This window comes from Streptomyces asoensis (assembly GCF_016860545.1).
Classification (GTDB): domain Bacteria; phylum Actinomycetota; class Actinomycetes; order Streptomycetales; family Streptomycetaceae; genus Streptomyces; species Streptomyces asoensis.
This window is the reverse complement of sequence record NZ_BNEB01000003.1, coordinates 1,866,338-1,890,963: the sequence shown is the minus strand read 5'-3', so window position 1 is coordinate 1,890,963 and position 24,626 is coordinate 1,866,338. Positions and strand designations below refer to the sequence as shown.

Here is a 24,626-nt window from a genome sequence, read left to right as displayed (position 1 = left end):
CGCGCCCCTACACCCGGCCTTCCCGCAAACGCGTGACCTGCTCCGCGCCGAACTCCACCGTGCGCCGCATGTGCCGCACGATCACCGCGAGTTCGGTGTCCGTCAGATCCTCGAACAGCGGCATCCAGTCGCCGCCCAGCCGCTCCCACATCCGCCCGAGCTCGGCGATCCGCTCGGGCACCGTGACCACCAGCACCCGCCGGCGGTCGGCCGCGTCGCGCTCCCGGACGACGTAACCGGCTCGCTCCAGCCGGTCCACCAGCCGCGTCGCCGACCCGGTGGTCAGCCCCGTCAGCCCGGCGATCCGGCCCGTCGTGACCGGATCCCGCTCCAGCGTCAGCAGGTTCAGGCACTGGAGATCGGTGGGATGCAGCCCGAGACGGTCGGCTAGGGCCTGGTTGAACAGGGCGTACGCGGCCACGTACCGGCGCGAGACGACGGCCAGCTCGTCCAGCAGCCGCGACCGTACGTTTCCGGACATCGCACCCCTTCGTCGGCCCCGGCGTCGGCGCCGTCCGCAGATCGTACGACGCTCCGGCAGGACCGGGGTCCGGAGGATCCGGCGGGGCCGCGGTCAGAAGAAGTAGGCGTCCCCGGTGTCGAGGACCAGCACCCGCTGACGGTCGTTCGCCCGGTTGCGGTCCACCGCCCCGCCGCCCCACAGCGTGTCGACGTCCATCGTCATCTCCGCCGGCCGCCCCCGCAGCCGCACCCGCAGCACGATCGCCTCGCCCGGTCCGTCCGCGGGCAGCGCCCCCGTCCCGCACACCACCTCCTGGCGGCCCGTCCGCGCACAGCCGGCCGGCAGCCGCTGCGCCCCGGCCGCCAGCGGCACGGACCAGCGCAGCCGCACGGTCGCGTCCGAGACGTCCCCCGGCCCGTGGTTGCGCGGGGTCAGCCTGACGTCGACCCGGCCGCCGCGCAGCACGGCAAAGCCGTGGTACGACAGGTCGGCCTCGGTCGCCGCCACCGCCTCCCCCGCCTCCCTCGCCGTCCCCGCGTCCCCCGCCGCGCCCTCGGCCCGGGCGGGGACGACCCCCGCGGCCACCGCCGTCAGCACCGCGCCCCACAGGGCGAGACCCCGCATCCTGCGCATGCCACACCACTCCTCGAACAGAATCGATCACAGACCGCCCGGGCCGGGTCGTACGAAGGGGATGTATCCCCCGCCCGGCACCCGGCAGGCGCCCTCCAACAGGTGACAGCGCGCCGCCGTGCGAAGCTGCGGCCATGCCGATCCTCCGCTCCGCCGCCCTGTTCGTCGTCGCCGCGCTCTTCGAGATCGGCGGCGCCTGGCTGGTCTGGCAGGGCGTGCGCGAGCACCGCGGCTGGCTCTGGGCGACCGGCGGCGTCCTCGCGCTCGGCGCGTACGGCTTCGTCGCCACCTTCCAGCCCGACGCCCACTTCGGCCGCATCCTCGCCGCGTACGGCGGCATCTTCGTGGCGGGCTCCCTGCTCTGGGGCATGGTCGCCGACGGCTACCGCCCCGACCGCTGGGACCTGGCCGGCGCCGCGGTCTGCCTCGCCGGGATGGCCTTGATCATGTGGGCCCCGAGGAACGGCGGCTGACCCCGATACGCTGGGCGGCAGCCGATCGTACGAACGAACGCCCCCGTGCATGAGGAGCAGCCCATGGCCACCGCCGCACCGTCCGCCGCCTCCCGCATCGCCGTCGTGACCGGTGCGAGCAGCGGCATCGGCGCCGCCACCGCCCGGCAGCTCGCCGCGGCCGGCTACCGGGTCGTCCTGACCGCCCGCCGGGGGGACCGCGTCGAGGCGCTGGCCGAGGAGATCACCCGCTCCGGCGGGTCCGCGACGGCCTACCCGCTGGACGTCACGGACCGCGCGGCGGTCGACGAGTTCGCCGGCGCGTTCCGCACGATCGGCGTCCTCGTGAACAACGCGGGCGGCGCGCTGGGCGCCGACCCCGTCGCCACCGGCGACCCGGCCGACTGGCGCACGATGTACGAGACGAACGTCCTCGGCACCCTCAACGTCACCCAGGCCCTGCTCCCCAAGCTGGTGGCGAGCGGCGACGGCACGGTCGTGGTGGTCTCCTCCACCGCCGGGCACGGGACGTACGAGGGAGGCGGCGGCTATGTCGCCGCCAAGCACGGCGCCCACGTCCTCGCCGAGACCCTGCGCCTGGAGATCGTCGGCCTGCCGGTGCGCGTCATCGAGATCGCGCCCGGCATGGTCAAGACCGACGAGTTCGCCCTCACCCGCTTCGGCGGCGACGAGACGAAGGCGGCCAAGGTCTACGAGGGCGTCGCCGAACCCCTCACCGCCTCCGACGTCGCCGAGACGATCGCCTGGGCGGTCACCCGCCCCAGCCACGTCAACGTCGACCTCCTCGTCCTGCGCCCCCGCGCCCAGGCCTCCAACACGAAGGTCCACCGCGAGCTGTGACGGCGGCGGACGAGACCACGGGGGCGCACATGGACCGGCACATACCGTTCGAGACCCTGCACAACTTCCGTGACCTGGGCGGATACCCGGCCGCGGACGGTCTGCGGGTGCGCCCGGGGCGGCTCTTCCGGGCGGACTCGCTCGGCAAGCTGCGACCGGACACCGCGGACTGGGACCGCTTCCTCGCCCTGGGGATCGGCACGGTGATCGACCTGCGCCACCCGTGGGAGGCGCGGGACCGGGGCCGCATCCCCGAGCACGACTCCTTCGCCTACCGCAACCTCAGCATCGAGCACCGGCCCTACGACCAGCCGTCGCTGACCCCGGACGTGGAGCCGGGACCGTACCTGAGCGCACGCTTCATGGAAGTGGCCGAGGACGGCACGAAGGAGCTGGCGGCCGCCCTGGAACTGGTGGCCGGGGCGAAGGAGGGGCTGGTCTTCCACTGCGCCTCCGGCAAGGACCGCACCGGGCAGTTCGCCGCCCTGGTCCTCGGTCTGCTGGGGGTCCCCGACGAGGTGATCGTCGAGGACTTCACCCTGACGGAGCTGGCGACCCCGGCGCTGCTCGCCGACTGGCGTGCGCGCAACGGCGGCCGCTCGCCGGTGTGGCCGTCCTTCGGACGGGCGCCCGAGGCGGTGATGCGCCTGTTCCTGGCCGCGCTGCGGGAACGCCACGGCTCCCTCGATGCGTATGTGTCGCAGGCCCTCGGCATGGACGTGGAGGCCCTGAAGAGCGCCCTGCGGGCCCGCCTCCTCGAACCGGTCCCCACCGGCCGGCCCGAGCCGGTCCTGCGGCGCGCGACGCCGGGGGACGCCGCCCTCCTCGTCCGGCTGCGGGACACGGCCGCCCTGTGGCAGCTGGCCCGCGGCATCCGGCAGTGGCAGCCGGGCGAGAAGACCGAGGCGCACTTCGTCGACCGCATGCGCGAGGGCGAGGTCTGGCTGTCGTACTCGGGGGGCGCGGTGACCGGGGCCTACGAGCTCTGGTGGGACGACCCGGCGGCCTGGGGCCCCCGCCCGCCCGAGGCCGGGTACGTCCACCGGCTGATGACGACCCCGCACACCGCCCCGCCGGGCACGGGCCGCGCGCTGCTCGCGCACGCCGAGGCCCGCATCGGCGCGGCCGGCCGGCCCTACGCCCGCCTCGACTGCCTCTCCGCCAACTCCCGGCTGCGGGCGTACTACGAGGCGGCGGGCTACACGGTCGTGGGCGAACAGCGCGCCAAGGAAGGCGGCACGGGCAGCCCCTACGCGGTGACCCTGATGGAGAAACGGCTCGCCTGAACCCACATGAGTGAACATCGCCGATCACCTCATCGGCGGGCGAACTGGCGATCTAGGCTCGCGCCACAAACGTGGACCACGACGGCCCTCGTCCGGGACCGGTATTCCTGACGAGGGCCTGACCAGCATGGAAGGAAACACTTCCGCATGGCTGACTGCGAGCCTGAGGGTCACCAGTTCATGGACCTCAGGGTCCCGGAGTACGCGTACATGTTCGGCTTCCTGCAAGCGGACGGGCATCTCTACCAACAGTCGCGGCAGCGAGGGCGGTTGACTGTCGAGCTCAACGCACGAGATGTCGAGCTGCTTCGAAGATTCCAGAAGCTGACGCCGTACAACAGCAGCATCACCGCGCGCACCCGATCCACCAATTTCGCCGAAGTTCACAGTTCGAATACCTGGAGCCTCTGTTCACTCGAAGCCAGGACCACGCTCAACGAACTCGGCCTGCCCTACGGACACAAGTCGAGGACTGTCGCTCCGCCTCACGGTGACTTCTCACCCCGCGACTACCTCCGGGGCGTCATCGATGCCGACGGTTCGGTGGGCTACACGAGCAAGGGTTTCCCCTTCCTCTCCCTGACGACGGCAAGCACGGCCATCGGCACGTATCTATGCGGGTACGCGCGGGAAATCACCAAGGCTGAGCGCAACATCAAGCGAAACGCCCGGGACGCGATCTACAACATCCTCTACACGAACGAGAACGCCCAGAAGCTCGCAGCCGACCTCTACTACAGCGACTGCCTGGCTCTGGAGCGCAAGAAGAGCGCAGCCGACTCACTGCAAAGTTGGGCCCGGCCGGCCGGTATGAAGGTCGCGCCTGAACGCCGTCGCTGGACAGCGCACGAAGACAGCGTCCTACTGCGGCTGAACAACGATGCTGCGGCAGCGCAGGAACTCGGCCGAACCGAGAACAGCTGCTGCATCCGTCTCTGGCGACTACGTACAGGCCGAGTCCCGGATCGGGCCGGGCGATAGCCGACGAGGCCCCGTCCCACGGGGCCTCGTCGGTCAGCCCTTCACACAGATGAACTGCTTCAGCTTCGCCACGACCTCCACCAGGTCCCGCTGCTGATCCATCACCTGGTCGATGTTCTTGTAGGCGCCCGGAATCTCGTCGAGCACTCCGGAGTCCTTGCGGCACTCCACGCCCCGCGTCTGCTCCTCCAGGTCCCGCACCGAGAAGCGCCGCTTTGCCGCGTTCCGGCTCATACGCCGGCCCGCTCCGTGCGAAGCCGAGTTGAAGGCCTTCTCGTTGCCGAGACCCTTCACGATGTACGAGCTGGTACCCATCGAACCGGGAATGATCCCGTACTCACCGGAACCTGCGCGAATCGCACCTTTACGCGTGACCAGAAGGTCCATGCCCCCGTACCGCTCCTCCGCCACATAGTTGTGGTGGCAGGAGATCTCGGTGCCGAAGGTCGGCTTGGCCTTCTTGAACTCCTTGAGGACAACGTTCTTGAGCAGCGCCATCATGATCGCCCGGTTGTACTTCGCGTACTCCTGAGCCCAGTACAGATCGTTCCTGTATGCGGCCATCTGCGGAGTGTCCGACACGAAGACCGCCAGGTCGCGGTCGATCAGGCCCTGGTTGTGCGGAAGTTTCTGAGCAACACCGATGTGATGCTCGGCCAGCTCCTTGCCGATGTTCCGTGAACCTGAGTGCAGCATGAGCCAGACCGAATCTGCCTGGTCGAGACAAATTTCGATCATATGGTTGCCACTTCCGAGCGTTCCCATCTGCTTTCCGGCCCGCTCCGCACGGAACTTCACCGCGTCCGCGATCCCGTCGAACCGGCCCCAGAAGTCGTCCCAGCCCGTGGTCGCGAAGCCGTGGAAGCCCGCCGGGTCCACCGCGCTGTCGTGCATCCCGCGGCCGACCGGGATCGCCTCCTCGATCTTCGACCGGAGCCGGGACAGGTCCCCCGGCAGGTCGTTGGCCGTCAGCGACGTCCTGACCGCCGACATCCCGCACCCGATGTCGACCCCGACCGCCGCCGGGCACACGGCGCCCTGCATGGCGATGACCGAGCCGACCGTCGCGCCCTTGCCGTAATGGACGTCCGGCATGACCGCCAGGCCCTTGATCCACGGCAGCGTCGCCACGTTCCGCAGCTGCTGGAGCGCACCCTCCTCGACCGACGCCGGGTCGGCCCACATCCGGATGGGCACCTTCGCGCCCGGCATCTCCACGTACGACATAACGTCCTCATTCCCCCGGAACCGATACAGAAGTCTCAAGTCGCAAAACTGGCGCCAAGGTCGATGAAAAGGACAGCGGACCGGCATCCACAGCTCCACGTGCGATACACATTGTCTCCAGGGACCGCCCTCGCCCGGCAAGCGAATAACCAGCGGGGACACCGGCCCGCCGCCCATCACCCCGACCGTCGCCCACGGCGGACGAACCTGACCGTCGAGAGGAGCCGACCGTGCAGCGGAAGGCATACGTACCCGGCGTCGTCGCGCTCCTCGCGGCGCTGCTGGCCGGCTGCACCGGCGGTTCGGACGAAGGCGGTTCGACGGACGACTCCAACCCCGGCCAGGCGGGTACGGCGACCGCCGCGGCCCAGCCCGGCAAGTACGCGACGCTGCCCGAGGCGTGCGGGGTGGTGAGCCGCTCCACGCTGGACTCGCTGCTCCCCGGCATCAGGCAACTCGCCGACGAGACACAGCGCGACACGGCCTATGCCGGCGAGGCGACGCTGACGTACGACACGGACCGCAAGGTGGGCTGCCGATGGAAGGTGGAGTCGGCGGACGCCACCGACCATCTCCTCGTCGACTTCGAGCGCGTCGTCTCCTACGACAACGCCGTGAGCGACGACAACCAGGCCGAGGCGCTCTTCGCCAAGCGGGTCGCCGCGGCCGACCTCCCGGCGCCCGCCGTCTCGACGAGCGGTTCGCCCTCGCCGAGCGGGAGCCCCTCCGGCTCCGCGACGGCCTCCGCGTCCCCGTCCGCCACCGCCTCCGCGACGGCGTCGGCGTCGGCCTCCTCGACCGTCGCGCCGGCCGAACTCCAGCCCCGCCTCCTGGAGGACCTGGGCGACGAGGCGTTCATCGACGACGCGCTCGGCAGCTCCGGTTCGACGGCCGAACAGCGCACGGTGACTGTGGCGTTCCGCACGTCCAACGTCCTCGTGACCATCGCGTACGAGGAGCAGCCGGCGACCGTCGGCGTGGTGCCGGACAGTGAGGAAATGCAGGACAAGGCCCGGAAACTGGCCGCACAGCTGGACGACTCGCTGGCCGGCTGAGGGCACTTCGGCCCGGTTCGCACCCGCCCCGCGAAGCCGTCGAAGCGGAGCCGCACAGCTTCTTCACCGACTACGGTGGCCCCTCGGACCCGATCCGACCGCAGGAACCACGAGCGTCATGAGTGAAGGAACCATGCAGCGACGAGCCCAGCGAGACGGCCAGTTTGACGAGCGCGAGCAGCGTGCCGAGCGAGTGAGGCGGACCGGCGGAGCAAGCCGCCTGCTGGCCGCGGTGGTCGCCGTCCCGGTGATGCTGATCGCCGCCGGCTGCTCCTCGGACTCCGGCTCGGGCGACGACACGAAGGACTCCGCCGCCTCCACCGGTGCCGGTTCCGGCGCCGACGCCGGCTCCGCGGCGAGCGCCGCACCGACCGTGCAGGCGGCGGCGTACAAGAAGCTGCCCGAGGCGTGCGCGGTGGTGTCGAAGAAGACGCTGACGGAGCTGGTGCCGAAGGGCGCCGCCAAGGGCAAGGAGGGGACGTCCAGCGACACCGCCGCCCGGGCCAGCTGCTCCTGGTCCAGCCTGGCCAACAACGGCGTCAAGGGCTCGCAGTTCCGCTGGCTGAACGTCTCCCTGCTGCGTTTCGAGTCGGACGCGACGACCGGCGACGGCGAGACCCAGGCGAAGGCGTACTACGCCAAGCAGGTCAAGGACTCCCAGGCGGTGTCGGGCGCCAAGAACGTGAAGTCGGAGCCGGCCGCCGCGACGGGCGACGAGGCCACCTCGGTGCACTACGACCTGAAGAAGTCGGAAGGCGCCTTCAAGCAGCAGACGGTCGTGGCCCGCGTCGAGAACGTCGTGGTCACGCTCGACTACAACGGAGCCGGACTCGCGGGTGACAAGTCGCCGAGCGCGGACACCCTGACGAAGGCCGCGGAGAAGGCGGCCAAGGAGGCGGTGGCTGCCGTGCAGTCGGCCAACGGCGAGGGTGGCGGCGGCAGTTCGGACACCTCGGGCAAGAGCCCGGCGAGCCCGTCCCCGTCGGGGTCGGCGTCCTCCGCGCCGTCGGCGTCGCCGTCCAGGACGGCTTCCGGTTCGGCCTCGGCGACCCCCGGGGCGACGGCGTCCAAGGCGGCGGCAGCGGCCCCGAAGACTTCCGCTTCCGCGAAGAGCTGACAGACCGGCAACACGTGCGCCGCACACATGTGCCACCCTGTTGCGCGCAAGAACACGCAAGGGGAGGGGAGTACGGGTGTCCGCGCCAATACAGCTGACCCGGATGCACCGCGTTCTCATCGGCGTGGTCGTGACCGGCGCCGTGATCATCGCCGGCATCGGCTTCGCCGGTTCGTACGCGGCCGTCCGGGAGCTGGCCATCGAGAAGGGCTTCGGGAACTTCTCGTACGTGTTCCCGATCGGCATCGACGCGGGTATCTGCGTCCTGCTGGCCCTGGACCTGCTGCTGACCTGGATCCGCATCCCGTTCCCGCTGCTGCGGCAGACGGCCTGGCTGCTGACGGCGGCGACGATCGCCTTCAACGGCGCGGCGGCCTGGCCGGACCCGCTGGGCACGGGCATGCACGCGGTGATCCCGATCCTGTTCGTGGTGGCCGTCGAGGCGGCCCGGCACGCGATCGGCCGGATCGCCGACATCACGGCGGACAAGCACATGGAGGGCGTGCGCATCACGCGCTGGCTGCTCTCCCCGCTCCCCACCTTCCTGCTGTGGCGCCGGATGAAGCTGTGGGAGCTGCGCTCCTACGACCAGGTGATCAAGCTGGAGCAGGAACGTCTCGTCTACCAGGCGAGGCTGCGCTCGCGCTTCGGCCGTGCCTGGCGCCGCAAGGCCCCGGTGGAGTCGCTGATGCCGCTGCGGCTGGCCCGCTACGGCGTCCCGCTCGCGGAGACGGCCCCGGCGGGGCTGGCGGCGGCGGGCATAGAGCCGCCCGTGCTCCCCGCGGCCCAGGTGACGGCGGCCGTGCCCCAGCAGCAGCTGGCGGCGGCCGACCCCGGTATCCGGGCCGTCGAGGCGGCTCCCGCGGCGCAGCAGGCCCGGCAGGCGCAGCCGCTGCGGCAGCAGCCGGCGCAGGCCGGCTACGCGCCCGCTCCCGAGGAGGAGCAGAGCCCCTGGTTCCAGGCGCCGCACGAGGTGGCGTACCAGGGGGGCTACGACCCCACGTACGACCCCTCGGAACAGTACGACCGGTGGTACGAGGAGCAGCGGCAGGCCGAGCAGTACCAGGACCAGTACCTGGAGGAGCCGCCCGTCCAGGAGCCCTCCCCGGAGGAGACCGGCTCGTTCCCGATCCCGGTGGTCCCGGGCCGCAGCCGCGAGCTCGGTGAGGGCGGCGGCCCGCCCGAGCCCGACGACGATGCCTACTACCAGGTGTTCCGTCAGTCGATCGACGGCAGCTACCCCACGCCGCGCGTCCTCGGCGACAACATCCAGGCGACCTACGGCACGACCATGAGCCCCAGCGAGCTGAAGAACCTCGCGGAGCGTTTCCAGCAGCGCCACACGGCGGAGCTGGAGGAGGACCACATCGCGTAGCCCGGCCCGGTCACACGGCGCACGGCACACAGCACGAATGGGGCCCCCGCACCGGTCGGTGCGGGGGCCCCTTCTTTTGCCGTGTCCTAGTCCCCGAGCAGGGTCCGCACCCGGTCCTGGCCCACGGCCAGCAGCAGGGTGGGCAGGCGCGGGCCGGTGTCCCGGCCGACCAGCAGGTGGTAGAGCAGGGCGAAGAACGTCCGCTGGGCGGTCTTGATCTCCGGCGGCAGCTCCTTGGGGCCCGCGTCGGCGGAGAAGCCCGCCTGCACCTTCGGGACGCCGTAGACGAGGTGGGACAGGCCGTCGAGGGACCAGTGGGAGGCCAGGCCGTCGAGCAGGAGCCGCAGGGACTGCCGGGAGGCCTCGTCGAGGGACTTCAGCAGTTCGGCGTCGGGCTCGCCGCGCACGATGGTGCGCTGGTCAGCAGGGACATGGGTGTTGATCCACGCCTCCGCCCTGTCGTAGCGCGGACGGGCCTCGCCGAGGGAGCCGAGCGGGTGCTCCGGATCGAGCTCGGAGAGGATCCGCAGCGCCTGGTCCTCGTGTCCGGCGGTGATGTCGGCGACGGAGGCCAGCGTGCGGTACGGCAGCGGGCGGGCGGTGCGCGGCAGCTCGCCGGCGGCCGTGCCGACGGCGCGGGAGTGGGCGGCCGCGTCGGCCGGGAGGGCCGTGCCCTCGGCGACCTTGGCGTCCAGCTTGTCCCACTCGTCGTAGAGCCGCTGGATCTCCTGGTCGAAGGCGATCTTGAAGGACTGGTTGGGACGCCGGCGGGCGTAGAGCCAGCGCAGGAGCTGCGGCTCCATGATCTTCAGCGCGTCCGCGGCGGTGGGCACACCGCCCTTGGACGAGGACATCTTGGCCATGCCGCTGATGCCGACGAAGGCGTACATGGGCCCGATGGGCTGCTTGCCGCCGAAGATCCCGACGATCTGGCCGCCGACCTGGAAGCTGGACCCGGGCGAGGAGTGGTCGACGCCGCTCGGCTCGAAGACGACGCCCTCGTACGCCCAGCGCATCGGCCAGTCGACCTTCCAGACCAGCTTGCCGCGGTTGAACTCGTTGAGCCGGACGGTCTCGGCGAATCCGCAGGCGGTGCAGGTGTACGACAGCTCGGTGGTGTCGTCGACGTAGGAGGTGACCGTGGTGAGGTCCTTCTCGCAGTTGCCGCAGTAGGGCTTGTACGGGAAGTAGCCGGCCGAACCGGACGAGCCGTCGTCCTCGCCCGCCGCGCCCGACCCCTCCGCCGCCTCGAGCTCGGCCTCGTCCAGCGGCTTCTGCTGCTGCTTCTTCGCGGGGGCCTTCTTGGTGCGGTACTGGTCGAGGATCGCGTCGATGTCACCGCGGTGCCGCATCGCGTGCAGGATCTGCTCGCGGTAGACGCCGGAGGTGTACTGCGCCGTCTGGCTGATCCCGTCGAACTCCACACCGAGCTCGGCCAGCGAGCCGACCATCGCGGCCTTGAAGTGCTCGGCCCAGTTCGGGTACGCCGAACCCAGCGGCGCCGGCACGGAGGTCAGCGGCTTGCCGATGTGCTCGGCCCACGACCCGTCGACACCGTCGATGCCCTGCGGGACCTTGCGGAAGCGGTCGTAGTCGTCCCAGGAGATCAGGTGCCGGACCTGGTGGCCGCGCCGGCGGATCTCGTCGGCGACCAGGTGCGGGGTCATGACCTCGCGGAGGTTGCCCAGGTGGATCGGCCCCGACGGGGAGAGTCCGGAGGCGACGACGACCGGTTTCCCCGGGGCCCGGCGCTCCGACTCCTCGATGACCTCATCCGCGAAACGGGAGACCCAGTCGGTGGTCTCGGTGCTCAGAGCCACGATCGGCACGTCCTCTTGTTCTGAAGGCTTCCGGGTTTGAAGTGCGTTTCATTGTCCCAGACGGCCCCGCGCCCGGGAAAACCGCTTTACCCCCCATGGGATACTGGCTGTGCCCATCCATCCCCACGAGGAGAAACGGCACCCACTCCTATGGCCCCGGTCACGTCCCTCAGCCACTCCGTCGAACAGCACCTGACGTCCGCCCTCTCGGCCACCCTGCCGGAAGCCGCCGGCGCGGACCCGCTGCTGCGACGAAGCGACCGGGCCGACTTCCAGGCCAACGGCATCCTGGCGCTGGCCAAGAAGGCGAAGGCGAACCCGCGGGAACTGGCGACGCAGGTCGTCTCCCGGGTCGTCACGGGTGACGTGATCAAGGAGGTCGAGGTCTCGGGCCCCGGCTTCCTGAACGTGACGGTCACCGACCGGGCGATCACCGAGAACCTGGCGGCGCGCTACGCGGACGCGGACCGCCTGGGCGTGCCGCACGCCGGGCACCCGGGCACGACGGTCATCGACTACGCCCAGCCGAACGTGGCGAAGGAGATGCACGTCGGTCACCTGCGCTCGGCGGTCATCGGCGACGCGACGGTGCAGATCCTCGAGTTCACCGGCGAGAACGTGGTGCGCCGGCACCACATCGGCGACTGGGGCACCCAGTTCGGCATGCTCATCCAGTACCTGGACGAGCACCCGCACGAGCTGGACCACAAGGAGTCCCGGGTGAGCGGCGAGGAGGCGATGTCGAACCTCGACCGCCTCTACAAGACCGCGCGCAAACTGTTCGACGCGGACGAGGAGTTCAAGACGCGTGCCCGGCGCCGGGTGGTGGACCTCCAGGCGGGCGACCCGCACACGCTCGCGATCTGGCAGAAGTTCGTCGACGAGTCGAAGATCTACTTCTACTCGGTCTTCGAGAAGCTGGACATGGAGATCCACGACGAGGACATCGTCGGCGAGTCGGGTTACAACGACATGCTCGCCGAGACCTGCCGGCTCCTGGAGGAGTCCGGGGTCGCGGTCCGCTCCGACGGCGCCCTCTGCGTCTTCTTCGACGACGTCAAGGGCCCGGACGGCAAACCGGTCCCGCTGATCGTCCAGAAGTCCGACGGCGGCTACGGCTACGCGGCGACCGACCTGTCGGCGATCCGCGACCGGGTCTTCGGCCTCAAGGCGAGCACGCTGCTGTACGTCGTGGACGCCCGCCAGTCGCTGCACTTCAAGATGGTCTTCGAGACGGCGCGCCGGGCCGGCTGGCTGAACGACGGTGTCAAGGCGCACCAGTTGGCGTTCGGCACGGTCCTCGGCAAGGACGGCAAGCCGTTCAAGACCCGTGAGGGCGAGACGGTCAAGCTGGTCGACCTCCTCGACGAGGCGGTGGAGCGCGCGACGGCCGTCGTCGGCGAGAAGCGCGACAAGGTGGGCCTGACCGACCAGGAGGTCGCCGAGAACGGCCGGTACGTGGGCATCGGCGCGGTGAAGTACGCCGACCTGTCGACGTCCGCCGTCCGGGACTACAAGTTCGACCTGGACCAGATGGTCTCGCTGAACGGCGACACGTCGGTCTACCTCCAGTACGCGTACGCCCGGATCCAGTCGATCCTGCGCAAGGCGGGCGAGGCCCGTCCGGCCGCCCACCCGGAGCTGGAACTGGCCCCGGCCGAGCGGGCGCTGGGCCTGCACCTGGACCAGTTCGGCGAGACGGTGCACGAGGTGGCGGCGGCGTACGAGCCGCACAAGCTGGCCGCGTACCTGTACCAGCTGGCCTCGCACCTGACGACGTTCTACGACCAGTGCCACGTGCTGTCCCCGGACAACGCGCCGGAGGTCGTCGAGAACCGGCTGTTCCTGGTCGACCTGACGGGCCGCACGCTCCACCGGGGCATGGCCCTGCTCGGCATCCGGACGCCCGACAAGCTCTGAGCCGGACGGCTTGCGGAGGGCGGCATCCCGGCCGGGGTGCCGCCCTCCGGCATGGAGCGGGCCGTCCGTCGGCGGGCGGCCGTTGTCGGTGGCTGCCCTTACAGTCACCGGCATGGCGACTCTTCCCAACCCGCTGCCCGGGCTCACGACCGACCCGAGCGGCCGCTCCCTGGGGCTGCAACTCCCCCCGGGGAGCCTGATCGACGAGACCGAGGACGGTCCCTGGCACGAGCCGCTGCTGTGGCACGCGCAGCAGCCGGCCTCGCCCGGCACCTGGCGGGCCCTCGGCGCGCAGGCCGCCCGTGCGGGCCTGCTTCCGGTCCTCGTCGACCTGGGCGGCTCCCAGGGCGGTCCCGCGCGGTGGGAGCTGATGCCGGGCGACATGTCGTACCCGGGCGATCATGACGCCGACGAGGTCCTCGCGGAGTACTGGGAGGGCGACGCGGAGGACGAACTGCCCGCGCGTTTGGAGCCGTTCGGCCCTGACTGGCCCGGCCTGGCCCCCGCCGCCACGCCGACCGCGACCCCCGCCGCCCGCGCGGCCTCCGTCGCCGACTCCCTGACGGACGGCACCCGGCCCTGGCCGAAGGAGCCGCATCTCGCCCTGGTCGCGGCCCGGCGCTCCGCCGACATCCCGGCGGCGATCGGCTGGACCGGCCCGCTGAACCACGAGAACGACGTCGCCCGGCTGTGCGCGGTGCTCCGCTCCTGGGAGGACCGCTTCGGCATACGGGTGGTGGCACTCGGCTTCGACACGCTGGTCGTGTCCGTCGCGGCTCCGCCGACCACCCCGGCCGAGGCCGAGCGGGTGGCGGCGGAACACTTCGCGTTCTGCCCGGACACCGCCACCGCGCACGGCCCGGACACCCTGCGCGCCTATGCCGCCGAACTGGTCGACGCACCCCTGTGGACCTTCTGGTGGGACTGACCCCGGCCCCGCCCCCGGCTACCCGAGGACACCGAGCCCCCGTCCCAGCCTGCGCAGGCCCTCCTCGATCTCGGGCGGGGTCTGGGTCACGAAGCACAGGCGCAGGGTCGCGCGGTCCGGTTCCCCGGCGTAGAAGGGGGCGCCGGGGACGTACGCCACGTCCTGGGCGAGGACCTGCGGGAGCAGGGCCGTGGTGTCGTACGCCTCGGGGAGGCGGGCCCAGACGAACATGCCGCCCTCGGGACGGGTCCACACCGACCCCTGCGGCAGGGCGTCCGCCAGTCCGGCCAGCAGCGCGTCCCGGCGCTCCCGGTACACGGCGGCCACCCGGGCCACGTGCGCGTCGAGGTCACAGGCGGTCAGATAGCGGGCCGCGGCGAGCTGGTTGACGGTCGGCGTGTGCAGGTCGGCGGCCTGCTTGGCGACGGCACAGGCCCGGCGCAGCTCGGCCGGAGCGCGCAGCCAGCCCAGCCGCAGGCCGGGGGCCATGACCTTGGAGAAGGAGCCGAGCAGCACCGTACGGTCGCGGGCGTCGGGGTGGGCGGCGATCCAGTCGACGCGCTCGCCCTCGTAGCGGAGTTCGCCGTAGGGGTCGTCCTCGACGATCCACAGGCCGTGCCGGGCGGCGACGGACGCGAGGGCCGCGCGGCGCCCGGCGGAGAGCGTGCGGCCGGTCGGGTTCTGGAAGGCGGGGACGGTGTAGAACAGCTTCGGCCGCTCCCGGACGACCAGCTCAGCGAGCGCCTGCGGGTCGGGGCCGTCCTCGTCGCAGGGCACGGCGACGATCCGCGCTCCCGCCAGTCCGAAGGCCTGGAGGGCGGCCAGGTAGCAGGGGGCCTCGACGAGGACGGTGTCGCCGGGGTCGACGAGTGCCGTGGCCAGCAGGGACAGGGCCTGCTGCGATCCCGTGGTGACGAGGAGGTCGTCGGCGCCCGTGGGCAGCCCCCGTGCCGTGGTCCGCGCCGCCAACTGCTCGCGCAGGACCGGTTCGCCCTCGGTGGTGGCGTACTGGAGGGCCTGGGCCGGGGTCTCCTGGAGCGCGTACCGGAACGCGTCGGCCACGCCCTCGCGGTCGAACAGCTCGGGAGCGGGCAGTCCGCCCGCGAAGTTGATCACCTCGGGACGGGCGGTCACCGCCAGGATGTCCCGCACGGGCGAACCGCCGGTCACCCGGACCCGGGCCGCCAGCGCGGGCAGGGCGGCCCGCCCGGGAAGGGGAACGGGCACGGGAGCGGAGGCGGCGACGGCCGCGGGCGAAGGGCCGGGCGCGGGGACGGAGGCGGAGGCGGGAACAGGGCCGGAGGTGGAGGCGCTCGGCGACGCGGCTGCGACAGTCATGCCCGCACCCTAGGGAGATACATGCCCTCTACACGCGGGATTCTGCCATGTGGACAGCGGGCCGGAAGGGGTCCGGACCGGGTCCCGAAGGAAGGTGCACGACGGACCGCCGTCCCGGATCCCGTCCCGGCCCGTCGACGTTCCCGCAGCTCAGAGACCATGGGACCGCCGGGGCGTCCCGACTTGCGCGGCGGATCTGGAAGCCGGGCGTCCGCGCACCCCAGGCTGACCCCATGCCCACACGCCCCACGAACCCCGACCGCCCCCTATGCCCCAGCCCCAGCCGCAGCCGCAGCCGCAGGGGCGGAAACGGCCGCGCAGGCGGACGACTCCGTCTGATCGCCGCCGCGCTGACCGCCGTGGCGGCGCTCACCCTCACCGCGTGCCACGACGGCCAGGGCCTGCGCGACGAGGGCCCGTCGGGCTCCAGCACCCTGAAGCGGTGAGGCGTCCTGCCGGGCAGTGCCGTCACGGCGTCGCGGTGGCGGCCCCCACCCGGTTCCACGCGAACCCGCCGAGCGGGAACTCGTAGTCCGGCCGTCCGTTGTTCCCGCTGGTGCGGAAGGGCTTCCCCTCGTCGTCGATCGTCACCGTGCCGTGCCGCGAGCCGCTGGACCAGGCGAGCTCCAGGTACCAGCGCACGTCGTACGCGGAGGCGTCGGCGGTGACGTAGTAGACCTCCGGGTCGGACTCGCTCACCGTGAACGGGAAGTCCCTGTGCCCCGCTTCGGGCACCAGCGACGGCCGGGCCGCGTCGAGCGCGACGGAGAAGGCGCGCGTCGGCATACCGCCGCCGCAGCCGACGCCCGGGTATCCCATGGCGTAGTCGTTCCAGGCGAGCGGCGCGGCCTTGGCGACGGTCCGGACCGTGAGGCTCTCCACCACGACGGTCTTCTCGCCGGTCCCCTGCACGGTGATCTGCACGAACTGCTCGCCCGCCGACACCGCTCTGTGCCGGGCCACCCAGGCGGGCGCGTCCTGCTCCACGGGCGGCGGCTTGACCCCCTCCGGCCCCCGCTCGATCAGGTAGTGCTGGCTACAGGGGTCGATCCAGGCGTAGGGGCGGGTGCTGACCGTCAGCGGGACGGAGTCACCGGCCCCCGCGTCCGTACCCGGCGCCGCCGAGGAGGCTGCCGCGGAGGCGGACGGCGAGGCGGGCCCCGCCGCCGGGGCCGAGGCGGACGGCTTCACCGACACGGAGGCGGAGGCGGACGCAGGCGAGGAGGGGGTGCCCTGCGCTCCCCTGCCCTGCACGGACGTCCCGTTCCCCGCCGGGCGGCCGTCGTCCCCGTCGCCGGACCCGCCGCCCGGCAGGGTCAGGGCGAGCGCCAGTACGACGGAGCCGAGGGCGGCCGCGGCACCTGCCCCGGCGAGGACCAGGGACCGCCGGACCCGACGACCACCCCCACCCGCCGCCCCCCCGGCTCCCCCGGCTCCCCCGGCTTCCGCACCCTCCGCTCCCCCGGCTCCTCCCGCTTCCGCGCCCTCGGCTCCCCCGGCTCCCCCGGCTCCCGCGGCTCCCGCGCCCTCGGCTTCCGCCGTGGGCGTGGCGTGGGCGTCGGGCGTACCGGGTCCGGTCCCGGCGGCGCCGGTGCCCGCCGTGCCCCTCGGCTCCGGTTTCCTGCCCCGCACCGCGTCCGCGAGCACCCACCGCCGGTGCAGCTCGACGAGCTCCTGCGGCGATGCCTTGCAGAGCCGGGCGAGCCGCTCGACGGGCGCGTAGTCGGTGGGGACGGCGTCCCCGTTGCAGTAGCGGTGGAGCGTCGACGTACTCATGTGGAGCCGTTTCGAGAGCGTCCCGTAGCTGAGCCCGGACCGTTCCTTCAGCTCCCGCAGCAGCTCCGCGAACTCGGTCGCCGACACCGTTCCTCCACTCCCCGTGTCCCGTCCCCGCGTTCCAGGGACGGTCTGTTCTCCCAGGTCGGACCCGGTGCCGGCATTCCAGCGTCCCTGATCGTCCGCCGGTCGTGGCGGACGGGACGGATCCCCCCACAAGCTTTGGCCATCCAAGCACGCCGCTTCAACCCGGCTTTCCGGAGAGGGACTTCACCATGCGTATCCGCCGCACCCGCCACCTGCTCGCCGTCACCGCCCTGACCGCCCTCGCGCTCACGGCGTGCCAGAACGGGACGGGCGTCCAGGACGAGGGCGCGTCACAGCCGGCGTCGGACTCGTCGACGGCCACCGCACAGCAGACGGGGCCCGGCGCCGCGTCCGGTTCCGCCGCCGGCTCGGCGACCGGCGCGGACACGAAGCCGGCCGGCACCTCCTCGGACCTGGCTGACGGCACGTCCGGCTCGACCGGCAAGGGCATCGGCAAGGGCACCGCCACGAGCACGGGAAAGAGCACCGGGAAGGGCACGGGCACCGGCGGCACCGCGTCCCGTGTCCTGTGCAACGGCTCGAACACCAAGGTCACCGCACAGCCGTTGGCCCGGCCGCTCAACCACATGCTGATCACGGTGACCAACACCGGCAGCAAGCTGTGCGACCTGACCTACTGGCCGGTGCTGCGCTTCGACGAGATGCAGTGGGCGCCGCAGGCCGCCGAGGAGACGCAGCCGCAGGCGGTGACGAGTCTCGCGCCCGGTGAGTCCGGCTACGCCGGGGTCCTGCTCTCGGCCGCCGACGGCAGCGGCGACGGGGGCACGACGGCGAAGAAGCTGGCCGTCGCCTTCCAGGGCTACACCCCGAACAGCGACGGCGGTGCCTCCGCGATGCCGTCCCTGCCCGCCAAGGGCGTCTACTACGACAGCTCGCTGACGGTGACGTACTGGCAGCAGGACCGGGACGACGCGCTCAGCTGGTGAGCCCCGGCCGGAACGGCCCGGCCGGACCACCGGAGCGGGCCACCAGGGCCGGCTACCGCAGCTTCAGGGCCGCTTCGGTGGCCCAGTAGGTGAGGATGTTCCGCGCCCCGGCCCGCTTGATGCCGGTCAGCGTCTCGAAGATCGCCCGGTCGCGGTCGACCCAGCCCTTCTCGGCGGCGGCCTCGACCATCGAGTACTCGCCGGAGATCTGGTAGGCGGCGACCGGCACGTCCACGGCGTCGGCGACCCGGGCCAGCACGTCCAGGTAGGGTCCGGCCGGCTTCACCATGACCATGTCGGCGCCCTCCTCCAGGTCCAGCGCCAGTTCGCGCATCGACTCACGGAGGTTGGCGGGGTCCTGCTGGTACGTCTTGCGGTCGCCCTTGAGCGAGGACCCGACGGCCTCCCGGAAGGGGCCGTAGAAGGCGGAGGAGTACTTGGCCGTGTAGGCGAGGATCGAGACGTCCTCCCGCCCGATCTGGTCGAGGGCGTCGCGGATCACCCCGATCTGCCCGTCCATCATCCCGCTGGGCCCGACGACATGGGCGCCGGCGTCGGCCTGGACCTGGGCCATCTCCGCGTACCGCTCGAGGGTGGCGTCGTTGTCGACGCGCCCCTCGTCGTCCAGCACCCCGCAGTGCCCGTGGTCGATCGTCTCGTCCAGGCACAGGTCGGACATGACGAGCAGGTCGTCCCCGACCTCGGCCCGCACGTCGCGGATGGCGAGCTGGAGGATGCCGTCCGGATCCGTCCCCGGCGTCCCGAGCGCGTCCTTCTTGGACTCCTCCGGCACGCCGAAGAGCATGATCCCGGAGATCCCCGCCTGCACGGCCTCCAGCGCGGCCTTCTTGAGGCTGTCCCGGGTGTGCTGCACGACGCCGGGCATGGCCTGGATCGGCACGGGCTCGCTCACGCCCTCCCGCACGAACGCGGGGAGGATGAAGTCGGCCGGGTGCAGCCGGGTCTCCGCGACCATGCGCCGCATGACGGGGGTGGTGCGCAGCCGCCGGGGACGCGTACCGGGGAAGGATCCGTACTTCGTCATGCCCCCTACGCTACGCCCGCCCCGGCACCCCCTTTGCCGACGCCCCGTCGGCCCTCGGCACCCCCCGCACCCCGCCTTGCGCGGCGCTCCGCACGAGCGGGATCCGGCCAGGTGTGATGTTTTCCGGCCGGACACCGCTTGCTTTACGTGGGCCGTACAAGTGTCAAGCGGCCCCGTCCGATCGTTGCCGGTTGCTTACAGGGGTGGGGTTTTCGTCGTGGGTCGACGTGGTCGCAGCACAACGCGTGCGTACAGACCGATGGGATTGCGCAGAAGGGCCTGGCTGACGCTCGGCGCGGTGCTCGTGGGCGGCGGCGGGGTGGTGACCTACGCCGTGGCCCACCCGTCCGCCCGCCCGCAGGCCCGGCCCGAGCGGCCGGTGAAGGTCTACGACCTCACGCTGAAGGGGGCATCGCCGGGCCGTCTGGAGCTGCCCCGCACGGACACCGAGCCCTTCTCCCTGCTCGGCGTCACCTGGAACGGCGGTGCCGAGCGGCTCTCCGGCACCGCGCAGGTACGCACCCGCGGCGTCGCCACCGGTGAGTGGAGCGCCTGGCACGACCTCGGGCTCGACGCCGACCCGCTGGACACACCGGGCCCGAAGGTGCGCGGCGCCTCCGAACCGGTCTGGGTCGGCCCCTCCGACGGCGTCCAGGTACGGGTCGCCCGCGAGGACGGCGGCACGGCCCCCCTGCCCGAGGGCCTGCGGGTCGACCTGGTCGACCCGGGCGTGGCCGGCGGTACGACGGCGACCGGCACCGCGGGCACCGAGCCCGCGGGCTTCGTCACCGAGCCGAGCCCCGGCGCGACGGACTCCGCGTCCGCCGAACCCTCCGCCTCGCCGGCCGGGCCCACCGACCCGGCCCCGCCCTCCCCGTCCGACACGGTCACCACCGTGCCGACGGACTCCGCGGAACCCACCGGCGCGGTCACCGCCTCCCCGGCCGACCCCACGCCCCCGGCGACCGGGACCGACCCCACGGGCTCCGCGTCCCCGACCGCGAGCCCGACGCCCACCGCCGCGCCCGCGCCCGCCGAGCCGCCGTCCACCGTGCCCCGGCCGCCGATCCGCTCGCGCGCCGAGTGGGGCGCCGACGAGTCGATCAGCCCCGACGCGCCGGAGTACAACAAGGACGTGCAGGTGATGTTCGTGCACCACACGGACGGCACCAACGACTACACCTGCGACCAGACGCCGTCGGTCATCCGCAGCATCTACGCGTACCACGTGCAGGTCAGCGGCTGGAAGGACATCGGCTACAACTTCCTCGTCGACAAGTGCGGCACGCTGTACGAGGGCCGCAAGGGCGGCGTCGGCCTGCCGGTGCTGGGCGCCCACACCTACGGCTGGAACCGGGAGTCCGCGGCCGTCGCCGTGATCGGTGACCACACGAAGACGGCCGGCACCGACGCCGCGCTGACCTCCATCGCGCGGCTCGCCGCCTGGAAGCTGGGCCAGTACGGCATCGACCCGGCCGGCACCGGCCGGCTCACCGCGGGCGCCACCCAGAAGAACCTGTCCGGCACGAGCTTCACCGCGGGCACCTCGTATGCCTTCGACCGGATCTCCGGCCACCGCGACGGCTACAACACGGAGTGCCCCGGCGGTCTGCTCTACGACCAGCTGCCCGCCGTCCGCGCCCTCGCGGCAGGCCCGGTGCAGGGTCTGAAGATCACCTCGGTGGCCGGCGGCGCGACCCTGTCGGGCTCGGCCTACCACACCCGCGGCGCCGTCACCGTGAACTGGTCGGCGACCACCCCCTCCGCGCTGGTCTCCCGCTTCGAGCTGCTGGCCGACGGCAAGGCCGTGGCCACCACGGCGGGCACGGCGACCTCGGCGAGCGCCACCCTCCCGGCGGGCGGCCACACCCTCGCCGTGCGGGCGGTGCACCAGTCGGGCCGGACGGCGACGACCGCCGCACTGACCGTCGTCGCGGACACGACGCTCCCCGTCTTCACCACCGCCCCGAAGCTCTCCCTGCGCACCGGCACCATCGACGCCACCGCCGTACCGGTCACCCTCGGCTGGAAGGCCACCGACGACAAGGCGCTGCGTTCCGTGCAGCTGCTGACGCCCTCCGCCGCGACCTTCGGCCCGACGGTGACCACCTCCAGCCGTACGGCCAAGCCCGGCGCCGCGACCACCTGGTCGATGCGGGCCACCGACTACGCGGGCAACGCGCGCACGGCCTCGTCCTCCTTCACCCCCGTGATCCTCCAGGAGACCTCGGCCACCAGGTCCGGCAGCTGGACCGCCCGCTCCTCCACGAGCTACCTCGGCGGCAAGTCCTACTCCAGCGGCACCAAGGGAGCCGCCCTCACCTGGACCTTCACCGGCCGTTCCGTCGCCTGGGCGGTCTCGCGCGCCGGCACCTCCGGCCAGGCCTACGTCTACGTCGACGGCGCGAAGGCCGCCACCGTCGACCTGAAATCGGCCACCACGCTGTACCGCCAGGCGGTCTGGACGAAGACCTGGACCACCGCGGCCAAGCACACGGTCAAGATCGTCGTCGTGGGCACCGCCGGACGCCCGACCGTCACGACCGACGGCCTGGTGTACCTCAAGTAGTCCGCGCCACGGCCCGGACGCACAGCGGCCCCGTACCCGGTCCAGCCGGGTACGGGGCCGCACGCGCGTGGTCGGCGCGAGGGTCAGGTGGCGCGCCTGCGCCGCGCGCCCGGGCGCCGCTCGCTCGGCCGGCTGACCGGGTCACCGGCCTCCCGGGCCGCGGCCCGCCGGCGCAGCCCGAAGTCGGCCAGCGCCTCCGCCAGCTTGAGCGCCGAAGGCTCGGGCGCCATGACGTCGACCCGCAGCCCGTGCTCCTCGGCCGTCTTGGCCGTGGCCGGGCCGATGCACGCGATGACGGTCACGTTGTGCGGCTTGCCGGCGATGCCCACGAGGTTGCGCACCGTGGACGACGACGTGAAGAGCACCGCGTCGAAGCCGCCGCCCTTGATCGCCTCACGGGTCTCGGCCGGCGGCGGCGAGGCGCGCACGGTCCGGTAGGCGGTGACGTCGTCGACCTCCCAGCCCAGTTCGATGAGCCCGGCGACCAGGGTCTCGGTGGCGATGTCGGCGCGCGGCAGGAACACCCGGTCGATCGGGTCGAAGACCGGGTCGTAGGGCGGCCAGTCCTCCAGCAGCCCGGCGGCCGACTGCTCACCGCTCGGCACGAGGTCCGGCTTCACGCCGAAGGCGATCAGCGCCTTCGCCGTCTGCTCGCCCACCGCGGCGACCTTGATGCCCGCGAAGGCACGCGCGTCGAGCCCGTACTCCTCGAACTTCTCGCGCACCGCCTTGACGGCGTTCACCGAGGTGAAGGCGATCCACTCGTAGCGGCCCGTCACCAGGCCCTTGACCGCCCGCTCCATCTGCTGGGGCGTACGCGGCGGCTCGACGGCGATCGTCGGCACCTCGTGCGGCACGGCCCCGTACGACCGCAGCTGGTCGGAGAGCGACACCGCCTGCTCCTTCGTACGCGGCACGAGGACCTTCCAGCCGAAGAGCGGCTTGGACTCGAACCACGACAGCTGGTCGCGCTGGGCGGGGGCGGAACGCTCACCGACCACGACTATCACCGGCCGGCCGCCCTCCGGGGAGGGCAGCACCTTCGCCTGCTTCAGCGTCTGGGCGATCGTGCCGAGGGTCGCCGTCCACGTCCGCTGCCGTGTCGTCGTACCGGCCACCGTGACCGTCATCGGCGTATCGGGCTTGCGCCCCGCCGAGACCAGTTCCCCGGCGGCCGAGGCCACCGAGTCGAGGGTCGTCGACACGACGACCGTGCCGTCGGACGCCCCGACCTCGGTCCAGCAGCGGTCCGAGGCGGTGCGCGCGTCCACGAACCGGACGTCCGCGCCCTGCGCGTCCCGCAGCGGCACACCGGCGTACGCGGGCACGCCGACGGCGGCCGCGACACCGGGTACGACCTCGAAGGGAACACCGGCCGCGGCGCACGCGAGCATTTCCGCGGCCGCGTACGTATCCAGTCCCGGGTCCCCGGTCACCGCACGGACGACCCGCCTGCCGCCCCGCGCGGCCTCCATGACAAGATGTGCGGCATCGCGCACAGCGGGTACCTCAGCGGTTGTTGACGTGGCGTCAACGAGCGTCGGGAGGGGCGCGCCCGTGCCCGGAAGCGGGTCCGAGGAGGGACCGGTTTCCGTGTTCACGACGGCGACGCCCGGCCTCGCGTGCGTCCGTACGACGTCGAGCACCTCGTGCTCGGCGACGAGGACGTCCGCGTGTGCCAGTGCCTCCACGGCGCGCAGAGTCAGCAGTCCCGGATCCCCGGGTCCGGCACCCAGGAAGGTGACGTACCCGTGTTCAGGACCAGCGGCGGGAAGAGTGGTGGGGCTCACAGTGCTCGCTCCCCCATCAGACCGGCCGCGCCCTGGGCAAGCATCTCGGCGGCGAGTTCGCGACCGAGCGCCATTGCCCCGTCGTGTGTCTCGGGCACGGGACCGGTGGTGGACAGCTGCACCGTACGGGTGCCGTCGGGGGTTCCGACGACTCCGCGCAGGCGCATTTCGTTGACAGTCTGCCCGTCGGCCAGAAGGTCGGCCAGCGCGCCCACAGGGGCGGAGCAGCCGGCCTCCAGGGCGGCGAGCAGGGACCGTTCGGCGGTCACGGCGATCCGGGTGAAGGGATCGTCGAGCTCACCGAGCGCGGCGATCAGTGACGCGTTGTCCGCGGCACACTCGATCGCCAGTGCTCCCTGGCCGGGAGCGGGCAGAACCGTGTCCACCGACAGGAAGTCGGTGACCTCGTCGATGCGCCCGATGCGGTTGAGGCCGGCCGCGGCCAGCACCACCGCGTCGAGCTCTCCGTCGTGCACGTACCCGATCCGCGTGTCGACGTTCCCGCGGATGGGCACGGTGTGTATGTCCAGCCCGTGGCTGCGCGCGTACGAGTTCAGCTGCGCCGCGCGGCGCGGCGAACCCGTCCCGATGCGCGCCCCGCGCGGCAGGTCGGTGAACTTCAGCGCGTCCCGGGCGACGATCACGTCACGGGGGTCCTCGCGCACCGGTACGGCGGCCAGGACCAGTTCCTCGGGCTGCGTGGTCGGGAGGTCCTTCAGCGAGTGAACCGCGAAGTCGACCTCACCCTTGACCAGCGCGTCGCGCAGCGCGGTCACGAACACACCCGTGCCACCGATCTGCGCGAGGTGCTCGCGGGAGACGTCACCGTAGGTGGTGATCTCGACGAGTTCCACGGGCCGTCCGGTCACCCGGCTCACGGCGTCCGCGACCTGCCCGGACTGGGCCATGGCGAGTCTGCTCCGCCTCGTCCCCAGCCTCAGTGCCTTACTCATGCC

21 protein-coding genes are annotated in these 24,626 nt (G+C 72.2%); 12 read left to right on the top strand and 9 right to left on the bottom strand.

Annotated elements, in window-relative coordinates; translation table 11 throughout:
* Positions 1 to 7: 7 nt before the first annotated feature.
* Together Saso_RS21095 and Saso_RS21090 are read right to left on the bottom strand one after the other, a co-directional pair.
* Positions 8 to 481, bottom strand: coding sequence for a MarR family winged helix-turn-helix transcriptional regulator (locus Saso_RS21095; RefSeq protein ID WP_189925516.1), 474 nt, complete (start codon positions 479 to 481; stop codon positions 8 to 10).
* A gap of 93 nt (positions 482 to 574) precedes the next feature.
* Positions 575 to 1,096: a hypothetical protein gene (locus Saso_RS21090; protein WP_189925518.1), complete on the bottom strand. Its 522-nt coding sequence runs from the start codon at positions 1,094 to 1,096 to the stop codon at positions 575 to 577.
* 134 nt (positions 1,097 to 1,230) lie between these two features.
* Here Saso_RS21090 and Saso_RS21085 point away from each other — a divergent pair, with 134 nt between their 5' ends.
* The 4 genes from Saso_RS21085 to Saso_RS21070 all read left to right on the top strand — a co-directional run bounded on the left by Saso_RS21085 (position 1,231) and on the right by Saso_RS21070 (position 4,676).
* On the top strand, positions 1,231 to 1,569 hold the full coding sequence (locus Saso_RS21085; RefSeq protein WP_189925520.1) for a YnfA family protein: 339 nt from the start codon (positions 1,231 to 1,233) through the stop codon (positions 1,567 to 1,569).
* A gap of 63 nt (positions 1,570 to 1,632) precedes the next feature.
* Positions 1,633 to 2,409, top strand: coding sequence for an SDR family NAD(P)-dependent oxidoreductase (locus Saso_RS21080; RefSeq protein ID WP_189925522.1), 777 nt, complete (start codon positions 1,633 to 1,635; stop codon positions 2,407 to 2,409).
* A 29-nt stretch (positions 2,410 to 2,438) separates the two neighbouring features.
* Positions 2,439 to 3,695, top strand: a complete 1,257-nt coding sequence (locus Saso_RS21075) for a tyrosine-protein phosphatase (RefSeq protein ID WP_189925525.1) — start codon at positions 2,439 to 2,441, stop codon at positions 3,693 to 3,695.
* Positions 3,696 to 3,842: 147 nt separating this feature from the next.
* Complete coding sequence (locus tag Saso_RS21070) at positions 3,843 to 4,676, top strand: hypothetical protein (protein WP_189925526.1); 834 nt, start codon at positions 3,843 to 3,845, stop codon at positions 4,674 to 4,676.
* Positions 4,677 to 4,709: 33 nt separating this feature from the next.
* Here the strand turns inward: Saso_RS21070 and Saso_RS21065 are convergent, their stop codons facing one another.
* Complete coding sequence (locus Saso_RS21065; RefSeq protein ID WP_189925582.1) at positions 4,710 to 5,903, bottom strand: RtcB family protein; 1,194 nt, start codon at positions 5,901 to 5,903, stop codon at positions 4,710 to 4,712.
* A gap of 230 nt (positions 5,904 to 6,133) precedes the next feature.
* On the opposite strand from Saso_RS21065, the gene Saso_RS21060 reads away from it, so the two are divergent.
* The 3 genes from Saso_RS21060 (at position 6,134) to Saso_RS21050 (ending at position 9,450) form a co-directional block, all read left to right on the top strand.
* Positions 6,134 to 6,958 (top strand): DUF3558 domain-containing protein, encoded by an 825-nt coding sequence (locus tag Saso_RS21060; protein WP_189925528.1) that lies wholly within the window; start codon positions 6,134 to 6,136, stop codon positions 6,956 to 6,958.
* Between the two features lie 118 nt (positions 6,959 to 7,076).
* Positions 7,077 to 8,075: a DUF3558 domain-containing protein gene (locus Saso_RS21055; RefSeq protein WP_189925530.1), complete on the top strand. Its 999-nt coding sequence runs from the start codon at positions 7,077 to 7,079 to the stop codon at positions 8,073 to 8,075.
* A 76-nt stretch (positions 8,076 to 8,151) separates the two neighbouring features.
* On the top strand, positions 8,152 to 9,450 hold the full coding sequence (locus Saso_RS21050; RefSeq protein WP_203833536.1) for a DUF2637 domain-containing protein: 1,299 nt from the start codon (positions 8,152 to 8,154) through the stop codon (positions 9,448 to 9,450).
* Between the two features lie 86 nt (positions 9,451 to 9,536).
* Here Saso_RS21050 and lysS read toward each other — a convergent pair whose 3' ends face one another.
* Entirely contained in the window at positions 9,537 to 11,279 is a 1,743-nt protein-coding gene (lysS, locus tag Saso_RS21045) for a lysine--tRNA ligase (RefSeq protein WP_189928654.1), read from the bottom strand.
* 141 nt (positions 11,280 to 11,420) lie between these two features.
* Here lysS and argS point away from each other — a divergent pair, with 141 nt between their 5' ends.
* Both argS and Saso_RS21035 read left to right on the top strand, forming a co-directional pair.
* Positions 11,421 to 13,190, top strand: a complete 1,770-nt coding sequence (argS, locus tag Saso_RS21040; protein WP_189928655.1) for an arginine--tRNA ligase — start codon at positions 11,421 to 11,423, stop codon at positions 13,188 to 13,190.
* Positions 13,191 to 13,302: 112 nt separating this feature from the next.
* Positions 13,303 to 14,118, top strand: coding sequence for a DUF4253 domain-containing protein (locus tag Saso_RS21035; protein WP_189928656.1), 816 nt, complete (start codon positions 13,303 to 13,305; stop codon positions 14,116 to 14,118).
* A gap of 18 nt (positions 14,119 to 14,136) precedes the next feature.
* Here the strand turns inward: Saso_RS21035 and Saso_RS21030 are convergent, their stop codons facing one another.
* Positions 14,137 to 15,456 carry an aminotransferase-like domain-containing protein gene (locus Saso_RS21030; RefSeq protein WP_189928657.1) on the bottom strand — a complete coding sequence of 440 codons (1,320 nt, stop codon included), beginning with the start codon at positions 15,454 to 15,456 and terminating at the stop codon, positions 14,137 to 14,139.
* A 233-nt stretch (positions 15,457 to 15,689) separates the two neighbouring features.
* Here Saso_RS21030 and Saso_RS21025 point away from each other — a divergent pair, with 233 nt between their 5' ends.
* On the top strand, positions 15,690 to 15,902 hold the full coding sequence (locus Saso_RS21025) for a hypothetical protein (protein WP_189928677.1): 213 nt from the start codon (positions 15,690 to 15,692) through the stop codon (positions 15,900 to 15,902).
* 22 nt (positions 15,903 to 15,924) lie between these two features.
* On the opposite strand, the gene Saso_RS21020 is transcribed toward Saso_RS21025, so the two are convergent.
* Positions 15,925 to 17,319 (bottom strand): helix-turn-helix domain-containing protein, encoded by a 1,395-nt coding sequence (locus Saso_RS21020; RefSeq protein WP_189928658.1) that lies wholly within the window; start codon positions 17,317 to 17,319, stop codon positions 15,925 to 15,927.
* Positions 17,320 to 17,507: 188 nt separating this feature from the next.
* Here Saso_RS21020 and Saso_RS21015 point away from each other — a divergent pair, with 188 nt between their 5' ends.
* Entirely contained in the window at positions 17,508 to 18,266 is a 759-nt protein-coding gene (locus Saso_RS21015; protein WP_189928659.1) for a DUF4232 domain-containing protein, read from the top strand.
* Positions 18,267 to 18,318: 52 nt separating this feature from the next.
* On the opposite strand, the gene hemB is transcribed toward Saso_RS21015, so the two are convergent.
* Positions 18,319 to 19,311 carry a porphobilinogen synthase gene (hemB, locus tag Saso_RS21010; RefSeq protein ID WP_189928660.1) on the bottom strand — a complete coding sequence of 331 codons (993 nt, stop codon included), beginning with the start codon at positions 19,309 to 19,311 and terminating at the stop codon, positions 18,319 to 18,321.
* Between the two features lie 259 nt (positions 19,312 to 19,570).
* Here hemB and Saso_RS21005 point away from each other — a divergent pair, with 259 nt between their 5' ends.
* The gene (locus Saso_RS21005; protein ID WP_189928661.1) at positions 19,571 to 21,880 is read left to right on the top strand and encodes a peptidoglycan recognition protein family protein; all 2,310 of its coding nucleotides are present in this window, start codon (positions 19,571 to 19,573) and stop codon (positions 21,878 to 21,880) included.
* 83 nt (positions 21,881 to 21,963) lie between these two features.
* On the opposite strand, the gene Saso_RS21000 is transcribed toward Saso_RS21005, so the two are convergent.
* Together Saso_RS21000 and hemC are read right to left on the bottom strand one after the other, a co-directional pair.
* The gene (locus Saso_RS21000; protein ID WP_189928662.1) at positions 21,964 to 23,670 is read right to left on the bottom strand and encodes a bifunctional uroporphyrinogen-III C-methyltransferase/uroporphyrinogen-III synthase; all 1,707 of its coding nucleotides are present in this window, start codon (positions 23,668 to 23,670) and stop codon (positions 21,964 to 21,966) included.
* A complete protein-coding gene (hemC, locus tag Saso_RS20995) occupies positions 23,667 to 24,623 on the bottom strand; it encodes a hydroxymethylbilane synthase (protein WP_189928663.1) in 957 nt (318 codons plus the stop codon). The genes Saso_RS21000 and hemC overlap by 4 nt, the downstream gene beginning before the upstream one ends.
* Positions 24,624 to 24,626: the final 3 nt, after the last annotated feature.